This is a genomic window from Mycobacterium sp. H4Y, assembly GCF_000364405.1.
Lineage (GTDB): Bacteria > Actinomycetota > Actinomycetes > Mycobacteriales > Mycobacteriaceae > Mycobacterium > Mycobacterium intracellulare.
Genome location: NZ_AKIG01000001.1, coordinates 412,037 through 425,998 on the forward strand (window position 1 = coordinate 412,037; position 13,962 = coordinate 425,998).

At 68.6% G+C, this 13,962-nt stretch carries 13 protein-coding genes; 5 read left to right on the forward strand and 8 right to left on the reverse strand.

Features of this window, described 5'->3' with window-relative positions:
• Positions 1 to 67: 67 nt before the first annotated feature.
• Genes W7U_RS01990 through W7U_RS02005 form a run of 4 tightly spaced genes read right to left on the reverse strand, consistent with a single transcriptional unit; the run spans position 68 to position 4,340 of the window.
• A complete protein-coding gene (locus tag W7U_RS01990; RefSeq protein WP_008254283.1) occupies positions 68 to 721 on the reverse strand; it encodes a TetR family transcriptional regulator in 654 nt (217 codons plus the stop codon).
• Between the two features lie 4 nt (positions 722 to 725).
• A complete protein-coding gene (locus tag W7U_RS01995) occupies positions 726 to 2,498 on the reverse strand; it encodes an alpha/beta-hydrolase family protein (RefSeq protein WP_008254285.1) in 1,773 nt (590 codons plus the stop codon).
• A gap of 8 nt (positions 2,499 to 2,506) precedes the next feature.
• Positions 2,507 to 3,289, reverse strand: a complete 783-nt coding sequence (locus W7U_RS02000) for an enoyl-CoA hydratase (protein WP_008254287.1) — start codon at positions 3,287 to 3,289, stop codon at positions 2,507 to 2,509.
• A 13-nt stretch (positions 3,290 to 3,302) separates the two neighbouring features.
• On the reverse strand, positions 3,303 to 4,340 hold the full coding sequence (locus W7U_RS02005; protein WP_008254290.1) for an enoyl-CoA hydratase/isomerase family protein: 1,038 nt from the start codon (positions 4,338 to 4,340) through the stop codon (positions 3,303 to 3,305).
• Between the two features lie 226 nt (positions 4,341 to 4,566).
• Here W7U_RS02005 and W7U_RS02010 point away from each other — a divergent pair, with 226 nt between their 5' ends.
• Positions 4,567 to 5,418 carry a Bax inhibitor-1/YccA family protein gene (locus W7U_RS02010; RefSeq protein ID WP_026071427.1) on the forward strand — a complete coding sequence of 284 codons (852 nt, stop codon included), beginning with the start codon at positions 4,567 to 4,569 and terminating at the stop codon, positions 5,416 to 5,418.
• Positions 5,419 to 5,615: 197 nt separating this feature from the next.
• Here the strand turns inward: W7U_RS02010 and W7U_RS02015 are convergent, their stop codons facing one another.
• Both W7U_RS02015 and W7U_RS02020 read right to left on the reverse strand, forming a co-directional pair.
• Positions 5,616 to 6,833, reverse strand: a complete 1,218-nt coding sequence (locus tag W7U_RS02015; RefSeq protein WP_008254309.1) for an acetyl-CoA C-acetyltransferase — start codon at positions 6,831 to 6,833, stop codon at positions 5,616 to 5,618.
• 93 nt (positions 6,834 to 6,926) lie between these two features.
• On the reverse strand, positions 6,927 to 7,889 hold the full coding sequence (locus W7U_RS02020) for an SGNH/GDSL hydrolase family protein (protein ID WP_085976477.1): 963 nt from the start codon (positions 7,887 to 7,889) through the stop codon (positions 6,927 to 6,929).
• Positions 7,890 to 8,134: 245 nt separating this feature from the next.
• Here W7U_RS02020 and W7U_RS02025 point away from each other — a divergent pair, with 245 nt between their 5' ends.
• The 4 genes from W7U_RS02025 (at position 8,135) to W7U_RS02040 (ending at position 12,680) form a co-directional block, all read left to right on the forward strand.
• A complete protein-coding gene (locus W7U_RS02025) occupies positions 8,135 to 9,202 on the forward strand; it encodes an alpha/beta hydrolase (RefSeq protein WP_008254313.1) in 1,068 nt (355 codons plus the stop codon).
• 35 nt (positions 9,203 to 9,237) lie between these two features.
• Positions 9,238 to 10,644 carry a cystathionine beta-synthase gene (locus W7U_RS02030; RefSeq protein ID WP_008254315.1) on the forward strand — a complete coding sequence of 469 codons (1,407 nt, stop codon included), beginning with the start codon at positions 9,238 to 9,240 and terminating at the stop codon, positions 10,642 to 10,644.
• Between the two features lie 111 nt (positions 10,645 to 10,755).
• A complete protein-coding gene (locus W7U_RS02035; RefSeq protein WP_008254318.1) occupies positions 10,756 to 11,490 on the forward strand; it encodes an RDD family protein in 735 nt (244 codons plus the stop codon).
• Positions 11,491 to 11,501: 11 nt separating this feature from the next.
• Positions 11,502 to 12,680 (forward strand): cystathionine gamma-synthase, encoded by a 1,179-nt coding sequence (locus W7U_RS02040; protein WP_008254321.1) that lies wholly within the window; start codon positions 11,502 to 11,504, stop codon positions 12,678 to 12,680.
• 86 nt (positions 12,681 to 12,766) lie between these two features.
• On the opposite strand, the gene greA is transcribed toward W7U_RS02040, so the two are convergent.
• Together greA and W7U_RS02050 are read right to left on the reverse strand one after the other, a co-directional pair.
• Entirely contained in the window at positions 12,767 to 13,261 is a 495-nt protein-coding gene (gene greA / locus W7U_RS02045) for a transcription elongation factor GreA (RefSeq protein WP_007168983.1), read from the reverse strand.
• A gap of 219 nt (positions 13,262 to 13,480) precedes the next feature.
• Positions 13,481 to 13,915: a DUF4307 domain-containing protein gene (locus W7U_RS02050; protein WP_008254327.1), complete on the reverse strand. Its 435-nt coding sequence runs from the start codon at positions 13,913 to 13,915 to the stop codon at positions 13,481 to 13,483.
• Positions 13,916 to 13,962 lie beyond the last annotated feature (47 nt).

The window sequence follows — 13,962 nt, forward strand, 5'->3', positions numbered from 1 at the left end:
CGTCGGCCCCCCGGCGCAGAACTCTAGCGGGCCTACGAGCAAATTTCAATAACGATTGAATTAATCGCTAACCGTCGGCTGATTGCGACGTCGGGTCCAGCCCCAGCTCGTCGGCGGGTGCGGTCAAGAACCGATGCACCGCCGGCCCCACCAACCCGACCACCTCGTCGACCCCGAGCGACGACAGCGGAGGCACCCGCATGACGTAGCGCAGCATTCCGGTGCCGACGAGGTTGGTCGCGGCCAGCGTTGCGCGCAGCCGCGCCTCATCTCCACCGCCCAAAGCGCTGGACACCGCGGTGAGCAGGTAGTCGTGCAGGAATCCGCGAAACGCGTCGTTGGCGTCGCCGTTCGACGTCGCCGACCGCACCATCGACGCCATGCTCGAGGCCGTGTCGGGCTGCTCCCAGATACCCAGGTAGGCCCGCACTACGCGGCAGCCCAGATCGTCGTCGTTGCGTGCGATCTCGGTCGTCAGCAGGTCAGCGGGCAGCACCAGCTTCAGCGATTCGCGAAACAATGCCGCCTTCGAGCCGAAGAGATAGAGAACCATCGAAGGATCAACTCGCGCATCGTCGGCGATCGCGCGCAGCGTCGTCTTGTCGTAGCCATGGGCGGCGAACTGCCGCTTCGCCGCGCGAAGGACCGCGTCGCGCGATACCGGCTCGCCCTGGCGTCTACCGCGCCGCTTCTGAATCCCGGACACCGGTTCCCGGCCCACCCGGCTAGCCTTCGGCGTGCAGGAGCGGCCGCAGCCGGGCCGTCTTCTCCGGTGTCCACCCGGGCGGCGACATCACCGCCGCCCAGCCGTCGGCGACGTCGGCGACGTAACGGTGACCGTGCCCGTCGGGGACGTCCACCGCGACGGCCATGTCCGCCGACACCTGAAGGAAGGTGACGACCGGGATCCAGCGCGTCTGCGGCAACACGTCATAGCCGCGCCGCTCCCGCAACCAGTCGGGCTTGCTGAACACCAGGTCCGGGGTCCACCAGGCGATCGGGTCCGAGGCGTGCTGCAGATAGACCACCCGCGGGTGATCCCACGGATCCTTCGGGCGCGCCAGGTTGCCCGCGCGGGCCACGAAGCGGACGTAGCGGCCGTCGTCGTAGATCGGCAGCCATTCGGGGGACCCGGGGTCGCGTGTCGTGGTGAGGTCGGTCCAGATGGTGTTCTGGAACGTCGGCCCGCTGAACAGGGCGCCGTCGGTGCGGGCGAGCACGTTGTTCAGGCTCATGAACGACGCCTCGCCGCCGAACGAGCCGAGGCTCTCACCGAACACGACCAGCTTGGGGCGTTGGGCTTCCGGCATCTGGCGGATCAGCCGGTCGACGGCCTCGAACAGCGCCTGGCCGGCGTGCCGGGCGTTCTCCTTGTCCACCAAAAACGACAGCCAGCTCGGCAGGAACGAATACTGCATGCTGACGATCGCGGTGTTGCCGTTGTACATGTACTCGAGCGCGGTGGCCTCCGCCTCGTTGATCCAGCCGGTGCCGGTGGTGGTCGCGACCGCGACGACCGCGCGCCGCAGCCCGCCCGTGCGCTGCAGCTCGCGCGCGGCGAGTTCGGCGGTCGCGGTGATGCCGTCGGCGGAGTTCAGGCCCGCATACGCCCGGATCGGTTCGGTCGCCGGGGCGTCGTTGAACGCGGTCAGATCGCCGACCTTGGGACCGCCCTCGACGAAGACGCGCCCTTGGTGGCCAAGGGATTCCCACGACACCAGCGACTCCGGTCCGCCGGAGCGCAGCGCGGTCTTCGGCGGCGCGCTGTCGGGGTTCATCTCGTTGTTGGCCGAGGCGAAGGTGTCGTTCATGGTGCGCATGGCGAACTTGAGCACGACGCCGTTGAGCACGGTGACGGTCAGGACCGCCAGCGTGACGACCACGATGGTCGCCGAGAGCCGAAACGGCACGAACCGGTCGACCTGACCGACCAGGAAGCGGACCAACCAGCGGGTGAACTGGCCGATTTCGACCACCGTGAACAGCACCACCAGCGAGAGGACTCCCGACAGCGGGTAGTCGTACCACTCCAAATGTGGCACGCCCATCAGGTCGCGCACGTCGTCCTGCCACACGTGGAACCAGATCGCCATCAGTACCTGGCCGACCACACCGATCGGGATCAGCACCTTCCAGGCCCAGCGTGCCGGCGGCGGGCTGTGATCCTTTTCCCGCATGAACCGCACCAACCAGACCGAAAAGACGCCCAGCCCATAGCCGATGGCGCCGGAGAGCCCGCTGACGAGTCCCTGGAACAACGGGCCGCGCGGCAGCAGCGAGGGCGTCAGCGAAAGCCAGATGAAGACCAGGCCGACCGTGGTACCGGTGAATGTGTAATGCCGCACCCACCAAGGCTTTTCGGTCCACGGCAGGGTGGGGGCGGCGCGCCCGGCCCGCGGGGCGGGCGGGGCCTGTGAAACGGCGACCGCGGATTCCTCGACGTCGTCCGCCGGCTTGTCGCCGGTGTCGACGTTGGTCGCGGAGCCGGGTTCGCTCATGGTGCGTCCTAGCGGTGGGTGAAGTTCGGCGCGCGCTTCTCGACGAAGGCCGCCATCCCCTCGGATTGGTCCTCGGTCGCGAAAGTGGAGTGAAACAGTCGGCGTTCGTAGAGCAGCCCCTCGGCCAGCGTGGATTCGAACGCGCGGTTGACGGCCTCTTTGGCCATCCGCGACGCCGACCGCGACATCTGCGAAATGGTGGTCGCGACTTTCTTCGCCTCGGTCAGTAGGTCGTCGGCGGGCACCACGCGCGAAACCAGCCCGCTCCGTTCGGCCTCCGCGGCGTCGATGGTGCGCCCGGTCAGGATGAGGTCCATTGCCTTGGCCTTGCCGATGGCGCGGGTCAGGCGCTGCGAGCCGCCCATGCCGGGCAGCACACCGAGTTTGATCTCGGGCTGGCCGAATTTCGCTGTGTCGGCGGCGATCAGCACGTCGCACATCATGGCCAGCTCGCAGCCGCCACCGAGCGCGTGCCCGGCCACCGCGGCGATCGTCGGGGTGCGGACCTCGGCGAGTCTGCCCCAGGGGGCGAAGAAGTCGGCGCCGAAGGCGTCGGCGAACGTCAGCTCGGCCATCTCCTTGATGTCGGCGCCGGCGGCGAACGCTTTGGCCGAGCCGGTGATGATGATCGCGCCGATGCCGGGGTCGTCGTCGAAATCCGCTGCCGCACTGGTGACCTCGTTCATCACCTGGGTGTTCAGCGCGTTGAGGGCCTTCGGCCGGTTCAGCGTGATGATGCCGACGCGCTCCTCGCGCTCGACGAGGATGGTCTCGTACTGCGTGTCTGTCATCTGGGCCGCCTTTCTAGAAACTCAGGTCGTCGTCGACCGGGGTGAAATACGCCTCGACATCGGCCGCCGTGACGGCGGCCAGCTGCGCCGGCGACCACTTGGGATCGCGATCCTTGTCGATCAGCTGCGCGCGAATTCCCTCGACCAGGTCGTGTGAGCGCAGCGACGCCGAGGACACCCGATAGTCCTGAACGAGAACGTCTTTGAGCGTTTCCAGTTCGGCCGCGCGGCGTACCGCCTCCAGCGTCACCGATAACGCGATGGGGGAGCGGGTGGCGATCAGGTTGGCGGCGTCGTTCGCCGGGCCCGCGCCGTGGCCCGCGAGGGCCGCGACGATGTCCTCGACCGTGTCGCGCGCGAAGCAGTCGTCGATCCAATCGCGTTGTGCGGCAAGTTCACTCGGTGGCGGTTCGACGGTGTATTTGGCGAGCGCGTTCTCGACGCCGTCCCCGACGATCGCCCGACGGAACGCCTCGATGTCGGCGTGCGGCACGTAGTGGTCGGCGAAGCCCATGGCGATGGCGTCGGCTCCCGAGAACGGCGCCCCGGTCAGCGCGGCGTGCAGGCCCAGGCCGCCGGGCGCGCGCGACAGCAGGTAAACCCCGCCGACGTCGGGGATGAAGCCGATTCCGACCTCGGGCATGGCGATCTTGGAGGTGTCGGTCACCACCCGGGTGTTCGCGTGCGCGCTGACGCCCACACCGCCACCCATCACGATGCCGTCCATCACCGCGACGTATGGCTTGGCGAAGTCGGCGATCTGGGCGTTGAGCAGATATTCGTCGCGCCAGAAGCGTCGCGCCTCCGCCCCGTCCTTGCGCGCGCTGTGGTAGATCGAGACCACGTCGCCGCCCGCGCACAGTCCGCGTTCACCGGCGCCGGAGAGCACCACCGCGCGCACCGCCACGTCGCCGGCCCAGCGGGTGAGGATGGCGGTCAGATCGTCCACCATCCGTTGGTTCAGCGAGTTGATCGCCTTGGGCCGGTTGAGCGTGATCAAGCCGACGCTTCCGTCAACCTCGGTGAGAACCTCATCGGATCCGTCGGTCACGCCTTAGCCTCCCTCGCGCCGGTCCAGCCTCGAGGAAGAAATCTAGATCGTCACGACCGGCGCGGTATGCGCGGGTAAGGGTTATGTTTAACGCGACGACAACGGCTTAAGCCTTCCAAGGCTCGAGAACTCCGCAAAATGCCCAGCTCGGCTGGGAACCTGGGTGGACCGCTGATCGTTGAGATGGTGTTCGCACAGCTCGAAGCCAATAAGAGAGGATCCGACGGTGCGGGAGACAAGCAACCCGGTATTTCGTTCGCTGCCTAAGCAGAGGGGCGGATACGCGCAATTCGGCACTGGCGCGGCCCCGATGCAGGGCTACCAGGCCGACCCCTATGCGGCTCCCTACCAGGCCCCGTACCAGGAGGCCCGGCCTTCGCGCCCCCTGACCATCGACGACGTCGTCACCAAGACCGGCATCACGCTGGCCGTGCTGGCGGCCTCCGCCGTCGTCTCCTACTTCTTGGTGGTCTCGAACCTCGCGCTGGCGATGCCGCTGACCCTGATCGGCGCGCTCGGCGGCCTGGGCCTGGTGCTGGTCGCGACCTTCGGTCGCAAGCAGGACAGCCCGGCGATCGTGCTCAGCTACGCCGTACTCGAGGGTCTGTTCCTGGGAGCGCTTTCGTTCGTCTTCGCCCACTTCTCGGTGTCGAACGCCAACGCCGGCGTGTTGATCGGGGAGGCCGTCATGGGCACCTTCGGGGTGTTCTTCGGCATGCTGGTCGTCTACAAGACCGGCGCCATCCGGGTCACGCCCAAGTTCACCCGCATGGTGGTCGCCGCCCTGTTCGGCGTGCTGGCCCTGATGCTCGGCAACTTCGTGCTGGCCATGTTCGGTGTCGGCGGCGGCGCGGGCCTGGGCCTGCGCAGCGGCGGCCCACTCGCGATCATCTTCTCGCTGGTGTGCATCGGCATCGCGGCGTTCAGCTTCCTGATCGACTTCGACGCGGCCGACCAGATGGTCCGCGCCGGTGCGCCGGAGAAGGCGGCATGGGGCATCGCGCTGGGCCTGACCGTGACGCTGGTCTGGCTGTACATCGAGATCCTGCGCCTGCTCAGCTATCTACAAAACGATTAGCTCTGCCACACGAAAACCGGCACGCCGATGGGCGTGCCGGTTTTTTGTCTGCGGTCCTCGTGCACTGCCGTTGAGTGTGAAGCGCCGGCGTCGAGAGTGAACCAGCGGTGCGCTGGCTCGGCGTGTCGCCGCCCAGGCTTCACACTCAAAGCCCGGGTTTCACACGCAAAGCCGGGACGCACCCAACGACGAGCGGCTCAGCTGAGCCGCTCGATCACCATCGCCATGCCCTGCCCGCCGCCGACGCACATGGTCTCCAGGCCGAACGTCTTGTCGTGCGTCTGCAGGTTGTTGAGCAGCGTGGTGGCGATGCGGGCACCGGTCATGCCGAACGGGTGGCCCAGCGCGATCGCCCCGCCGGACACGTTCAGCTTGTCCTCGTCGATGCCCAGCTCGCGGGCCGAGCCCAGCACCTGGACGGCGAACGCCTCGTTGATCTCGAACAGGTCGATGTCGCTGACCGACAGCTTGGCCCGCGCCAGCGCCTTCTTGGTCGCCTCGATCGGGCCCAGGCCCATGATCTCCGGGGAGAGGCCGCTGACCCCGGTGGACACGATCCGCGCCAGCGGCGTCAGGCCGAGCTCCTTGGCCTTGGTGTCGCTGGTGATCACCACCGCGGCCGCGCCGTCGTTCAGCGGGCAGGCGTTGCCCGCGGTCACCGTGCCGTTGGGCCGGAACACCGGCTTGAGCTGGCTGATCTTCTCGTAGGTGGTGCCGGGGCGGGGGCCATCGTCGGTGCTCACCGTGGTGCCGTCGGGCAGGGTCACCGGGGTGATCTCCCGCTCGAAGAACCCGCTCTTGATCGCCTCCTCGGCGCGGTTCTGGCTGCGCACTCCCCAGTGGTCCTGGTCTTCGCGGCTGATGCCGGTCAGCAAGGCGACGTTCTCGGCGGTCTGCCCCATCGCGATGTACACGTCGGGCAGGTTGCCGTCGGCGCGGGGATCGTGCCACTCCTCGGCACCTTCGGCCGCGGCGGCCGAGCGCTCCTGGGCCTCGGCGAACAGCGAGTTCTTGGTGTCCGGCCACGAGTCGGCGCTGCCCTTGGCGAACCGCGACACGGTTTCCACACCCGCCGAGATGAACGCGTCGCCCTCACCGGCCTTGATCGCGTGGAACGCCATCCGGGAGGTCTGCAGCGACGACGAGCAGTACCGGTTGACGGTGGTGCCCGGCAGGAAGTCGAAGCCGAGCTCGACGGCGATGACTCGCGCCAGGTTGTATCCGGATTCACCGGCGGGCTGCCCGCAGCCCAGGATCAGGTCGTCGATCTGGTGCGGGTTCAGGGCGGGGACCTTGTCCAGCGCGGCCTTCACGATCTGGACGGTCAGGTCGTCGGGGCGCATGTTGACCAACGACCCCTTCATCGCGCGGCCGATCGGCGAGCGAGCAGTTGAGACAATGACGGCTTCAGGCATGGTGGTTCCCTTCAGATCCCTGCAGATCCCACAGATGGGGCTGGCTCGCTTCATCATCGGGCGGTGGGCCCACGCCGACGGGCGAAGACAAATCTAGTCGCTGCCGACCTCGGGGCACGAAGACGGGGCAGGTCCGGGTGCCGGGCGCCGCCACAGCCGCGACATCACGCTCGCCCGCGTGTGGCGCTGCCCCAGGACCGGCTCCGCCGGCGGCACCGGCGGACTCAGCGGCGGGCGCTCCACCTTCTCGCCGAGCGCGTCGCACAGGGCCAGCAGCAGCGCGTCGGCGGCCAGCGCATAGGCGGGCGCCGACGGGTGGTAGCCGTCGGCGGAGAACATCGCGTCGGGCGTGGCCCGGAACTGCGGCGCCATCAGCTGCGCCAGCGGCACCGGCACGCCGCTGGCCGAGCGGACCGCCGCGGTCTGGGCGCGGGCGAGTTGCAGGCAACGCTCGTGCGCGAGCGACCGCAGCGGCTGCGGAATCGCGCTGATGAAGCCCAGATCCGGGCAGGTGCCGACGATCACCACGGCGCCCCGGGCGCGCAGCTTGCGGACGACCAACCCCAGCCGTTGCGCCGACTGGCTCACCCCGTTGAGCGCGGTGACGTCGTTGGCGCCGACCATGATCACCGCCACGTCCGGCGGGGGGCCGGCCACGAACATGGCGTCGACTTGGCCGCACAAGCCCTTCGAGGTGGCGCCCACAATGGCCTTGGTGCTCAGCCGGATTCGCCTGCCGGTCTGCTCGGCCAGGCCGCGCGCGATCCGCACCCCCGGCACCTCGTCGGCACTCATGCATCCGTATCCGGCGGCGGTCGAATCGCCGAAGATCATCAGGTGCAGGTCGGCCGCCATCCCGCGGCGCCACCGCTCCACGGGCCCACCGCCGCGCGTGTACACGCCGTCGGCGCGGGGCGGGATGTCCCACGCCTTGGGGATGACGGTGCGCGCGTGGGACGCCTGGCCGACCAACAGACTGCGTGCCCCCAGGTAGGCGGTTCCTGTCGAGGCCAGCGCGCCCGCTGTGGCCAGGGCGATCGCCGACCGGCGTGGCACCCGAATGGTCACGCACTCAAGTTTAGGGCCGCTGCGGAGTTTGCGCGGCCGGTGCGAAAAAACGAACTGATCACGGTGCGAAGCAAAACTGGTATCAACTCAGAGATTTCATACGTTGCACTAAGCGATGGCTGTCAAGCTGAGAACAAGGGGATGGCTGAGCGCTTTGGCAAACGGTCGAACCAGACGCTCAACAGCCTCGTCACATGCTGTATCGCACTACAACGGCGTAGGAAGTGTTGAGCATGACCGCACCTAGCAAGGTATCGGGGTCGCCTCAGGCCACCGTTCGTGCCCATGATGTCCTCAAAGCCCGTCGCGCCCGGACGCGCAAGTTCGCGATCAGCGACGGCGCGCCCGTCGAGGTCCTCGAATCCGGCCCCAGCGTTGCTGCGCGATTGGCCAACCTGACGTCACGGCTGACGATCCGACCGATTCTGACCGTCGGCAGCCACGTCCCCAACCTGCCGTGGCCGTGGGGCCTCATCGACCTCACCGCCCGGGTGCTGATCCCGGCGTCGGCCACCGTCCGCGAGACGGTGAAGTTGCCGCACGCCTCGGCGCAACTGGTGCGCGCGCCCGGCGTGCTTCCCGCCGACGGCAGCCGCCGCGTGGTCGTCTACCTCCACGGCGGCGCGTTTTTGACCTGCGGGGCAAACTCGCACGGCCGGCTCGTCGAAGCCCTCTCCAAGTTCGCCGACGCGCCCATCTTGGTGGTCAATTACCGTCTGCTGCCCAAGAATTCGGTGGGCATGGCGATCGAGGATTGCCACGACGCCTACCGATGGCTGCGGCTGCGCGGCTACCAAGCCGACCAGATCGTGCTGGCGGGCGATTCCGCGGGCGGGTACCTGGCGCTCACGCTCGCACAACGCCTGCAGGAGGAAGGCGAGGAGCCCGCGGCGCTGGTGGCGATCTCGCCGCTGCTGCAGCTGGCGAAGGAACCCAAGCAGGCCCACCCCAACATCGACACCGACGCGATGTTCTCCGCCGGGGCCTTCGATGCCCTCGCCGAGCTCGTTGCCGCCGCGGCCGGAAAGAACAAGGTCGACGGCAAAGCCGAGGAGATCTACGAGCCGCTGGACCACATCAAGCCGGGCCTGCCGCGCACGCTGATTCACGTCTCGGGCTCCGAGGTGTTGCTGCACGACGCGCGGTTGGCGGCGAGCCGGCTGGCCGCCGTCGGCACCCCGGCCGAGGTGCGGGTGTGGCCCGGCCAGATCCACGACTTCCAGCTGGCCGCGCCGATGGTGCCGGAGGCCGTGCGCTCGCTGCGCCAGATCGGCGACTACATCCGCGAGGCCACCGAGTAGCGCGCCGCGCGAAACCGCCTGAGACGATGTGACGCATGCGGATCGCGCAGCACATCAGTGACCTCATCGGCGGCACGCCGCTGGTGCGCCTGAACTCCGTCGTTCCCGACGGTGCCGGCATCGTGGCGGCCAAGGTCGAATACCTCAACCCCGGCGGCAGCTCGAAGGACCGGATCGCGGTCAAGATGATCGACGCCGCCGAAGCCAGCGGAGCGCTGCGGCCCGGCGGCACGATCGTCGAACCCACGTCGGGCAACACCGGCGTCGGGCTGGCGTTGGTCGCCCAGCACCGCGGGTACAAGTGTGTGTTCGTCTGCCCGGACAAGGTCAGCGAGGACAAGCGCAACGTGCTGATCGCGTACGGCGCCGAGGTGGTCGTGTGCCCGACGGCCGTGCCCCCCGACCACCCGGACAGCTACTACAGCGTCTCCGACCGGCTGGTCACCGAAATCGAGGGCGCGTGGAAACCGGACCAGTACGCCAACCCGGAAGGCCCGGCCAGCCACTACGCCACCACCGGCCCGGAAATCTGGGCCGACACCGACGGCAAGGTCACCCACTTCGTCGCCGGCATCGGCACCGGCGGCACGATCACCGGCGCGGGCCGCTACCTCAAGCAGATATCGAACGGGGCCGTGCGCATCATCGGCGCCGACCCCGAGGGCTCGGTGTATTCGGGCGGCACCGGCCGGCCCTATCTGGTGGAGGGCGTCGGCGAGGACTTCTGGCCGCAGGCCTATGACCGCACGGTGCCCGACGAGATCATCGCGGTGTCCGACTCCGACTCGTTCGACATGACCCGGCGCCTGGCCCGCGAGGAGGCGATGCTGGTCGGCGGGTCGTGCGGGATGGCGGTGGTCGCCGCGCTGCGCGTCGCCGAGCAAGCCGGACCCGACGCGCTCGTCGTGGTCCTGCTGCCCGACGGGGGCCGGGGCTACATGTCGAAGATCTTCAACGACGCCTGGATGTCGTCGTACGGGTTCCTGCGCGGCCGGCTCGACGGGTCCACCGAGCAGTCCAGGGTCGGCGACGTGTTGCGCCGCAAGTCCGGTGCGCTGCCCGACCTGGTGCACACCCACCCGTCGGAGACGGTGCGCGACGCCATCGGCATCCTGCGCGAGTACGGGGTGTCCCAGATGCCGGTGGTCGGCGCCGAGCCGCCGGTGATGGCGGGGGAGGTCGCCGGCAGCGTCTCCGAACGCGAATTGCTGTCGGCGGTGTTCGAGGGCCGGGCGAAACTGGCCGACGCGGTCGCCCAGCACATGAGCCCGCCGCTGCCGATGATCGGCGCGGGCGAGCTGATCAGCGCGGCGGGCACGGCGTTGCGGGACTGGGACGCGTTGATGGTGGTCGAAGAGGGCAAACCGGTCGGCGTGATCACCCGTTATGACCTGCTGGGCTTCCTCTCCGAGGCGCCCCGTGGACTGAGCGGACGCCGGTAGTTCGCCGCGCTCGGCGGGTGATGCGCGTCTCGCCCGTCCGTGAAACGCTCAGGTACGGTAATTCGGCTAATCCAGCGAGATGTCCGGCTGTTCCGCAGTGGAAGGTTGCCCATGACCGATCAACCGCCGCCCGGCGGCGCCTACCCGCCGCCCCCCTCGTCGCCCGGCCCATCCGGTGGGCAACAGCCGCCGTCCGGCGGTCAGGAGTTCCCGCCGCCTCCGTCGGCGCCCGGCGGCGGTTCCTACCCCCCGCCGCCACCGCCGCCCGGCGGGTCCTACCCGCCACCGCCGCCGTCGTCCGGGGGCTACGCGCCGCCGCCGCCGGGACCGGCGATCCGGACCCTGCCGACGCAGGAGTACACGCCGTGGCTCACCCGCGCGCTGGCGTTCGTCATCGACATCCTCCCGTACGTCGTCGTGCACGGCATCGGCACCGCGATCCTGCTCGCCACGCAGCAGACGGCCTGCATCACCGACGTCACCCAGTACGCCGTCAACCAGTACTGCGCCACCCAGAATTCGACCCTGGGCATGGTGGCGCAGTGGTTGGCGTCGATCGTCGGGCTGTTCTACCTGATCTGGAATTACGGCTACCAGCAGGGCACGACCGGGTCGAGCGTCGGCAAATCGGTGATGAAATTCAAAGTGGTCAGCGAGGTCACCGGCCAACCCCTGGGCTTCGGCCTGTCCGTGGTGCGGGCGCTGGCGCACTTCGTCGACGCGATCATCTGCTTCATCGGTTTCCTTTTCCCGCTGTGGGATTCGAAGCGTCAGACGCTGGCGGACAAGATCATGACGACCGTGTGCCTGCCGATCGACGGGACCGAAAGGCCGCCGGTCACCTAGGCTGATCGTCGATGAGCGACGACGGCAACCCACACCCCGAGTTCACCGGGCTGGCCACCAAAGCGATTCACGCCGGCTACCGGCCGGACCCGGCGACCGGAGCGGTCAACGCCCCGATCTACGCCAGCAGCACCTTCGCCCAGGACGGCGTCGGCGCATTGCGGGGCGGATTCGAATACGCGCGCACCGGCAACCCGACCCGCGCCGCGCTGGAGGCCGCGCTGGCCGCCGTCGAGGAGGGCAGCTACGGGCGGGCCTTCGCCTCGGGAATGGCCGCCACCGACTGCGCCCTGCGCGCGGTGCTGCGGCCGGGTGATCACGTCGTGATCCCGAATGACGCCTACGGCGGCACGTTCCGGCTGATCGACAAGGTCTTCACCCAGTGGAACGTCGACTACACGCCCGTCGCGCTGCACGAGGTGGACGCCGTCGCCGCCGCGATCACGCCGCGCACCCGGATGATCTGGGTGGAAACCCCGACCAACCCGTTGCTGTCGGTCGCCGATATCGCCGCCATTGCCGAGCTAGCGGCCGGGCAGGCCGCAAAAAATCGAGCGAAAGTGTTGGTGGACAACACCTTTGCCTCACCCGCGCTTCAGCAGCCGCTGACGCTGGGGGCGGACATCGTGCTGCACTCCACCACCAAATACATCGGCGGCCATTCCGACGTGGTGGGCGGCGCGCTGGTCACCAACGACCAGGAACTCGACGACGCGTTCGGCTTCCTGCAGAACGGGGCCGGCGCGGTCCCCGGCCCGTTCGACGCCTACCTGACGATGCGCGGACTGAAGACCCTGGTTCTGCGCATGCAGCGGCACAGCGAAAACGCCATGGCCGTAGCGGAATTCCTCGCGGGCCATCGCGCGGTGAGCGCGGTGCTGTACCCCGGGCTGCCCAGCCACCCCGGGCACGAGGTCGCCGCGCGGCAGATGCGCGGGTTCGGCGGCATGGTCTCGGTGCGCATGAAAGGCGGACGGGACGCCGCCCGGGATCTGTGCGCCAACACCAAGGTGTTCATCCTGGCCGAATCGCTCGGCGGGGTCGAGTCGCTGATCGAGCACCCCAGCGCGATGACGCATGCGTCGACGGCCGGGTCGCAATTGGAAGTCCCCGACGATCTGGTGCGCCTGTCGGTCGGCATCGAGGACGTCGCCGACCTGCTGGCCGATCTGGAGCAGGCCCTGGGCTAGTGGCGATCGCGAGCGCGAATGCCCTGCTAGCCGGGCGCACGTGCTATCGCGCCCGGCTGGCCGGGCGCTCGCCTAAACGCGGCTGGCTAGGAGTGGTACGGCTCCGCGCTGACCAGGGTGACCTCGACGGTGTTGCCGTTGGGCACCACGTAGCTGCGGGTCTCGCCCACCTTGGCGTCGATCAGGGCGCCGCCCAGCGGTGAATTCGGCGAGTACACCTCGAGCTTGCCGTCGTTGACGCCCTCCTGGCGGGTGGCGATGAGGAACGTCTCGGTGTCGGACTTGTCGCCGTTGTAGTAGACCTTCACCACCGAACCGGGCAGCGCGACGCCGGACTGCTTGGGCGCTTCGCCGACCTTGGCGTTGTTGAGCAGATCCTGCAGCTGGCGAATCCGGGCCTCCTGCTGGCCCTGCTCTTCGCGGGCGGCGTGGTAGCCGCCGTTTTCGCGCAGGTCGCCCTCCTCGCGGCGGTCGTTGATCTCCGCGGCGATGACCGGACGATTCGCGATCAACTGGTCGAGCTCGGCCTTGAGTCGGTCATGCGACTCCTGGGTCAGCCAGGTCACCGAAGTGTCCGTCATCTCGTCGTGCTCCTCGTATGTTGTTCCGCGAGTTCGCGTAAGTCCTGTTAACTCCGCCGTCGAAAGCGTGCGGCTCCATCCCCGTGTGCTGCGGCGCCGATCTGCTGACGGCCGCTAATGCAGCAACACGGTCCCAATCGGAACCGTGCATTCACCCATGTTACCACCGCGCGAACAACTGATGACTCCATCTTCGCTGTTCGGCGTCGATGGCGACGGTCAGGACGGGCGCAGGTAGGCGGGCACGTCGGTGCCGCAGCCATAGATGTCGGCCACCGCCGGCGGCTGAGAGGATTTGACCGTCGTCGTCACCTGCACCGTGGCCGCGTCGGATGGCGGGACCAGCAGCTCACGTCGTCCCGTCTCGCTCCCGTCGGCGGAGCGGACCCGCACGATGCAGTCCACCGGGCGCGACGGATCCGATCGGGTCACGTTGATCGTTATCGACGCCGTCTGCTCGTCGATCACCCGGTACCCGGCCAGCGTCCCCTTGACGTCACTGGTGCCGAAGCGGTGGTAGCCGACGGCGGCCACGGCCAGGCCGGCCGCGACGACCAGCACACCCAGCGCGACGATCACCCATCGCCGGGGGATGCGCGACAGCCGGGAACGCCCGTAGCGGGCCTCAGGACGCGGAGTGGGGGTATCGGTCATGGCTGGTTATGCCTGGTTGTCGGCTGCCGGGCACCTGCCGACAGCAT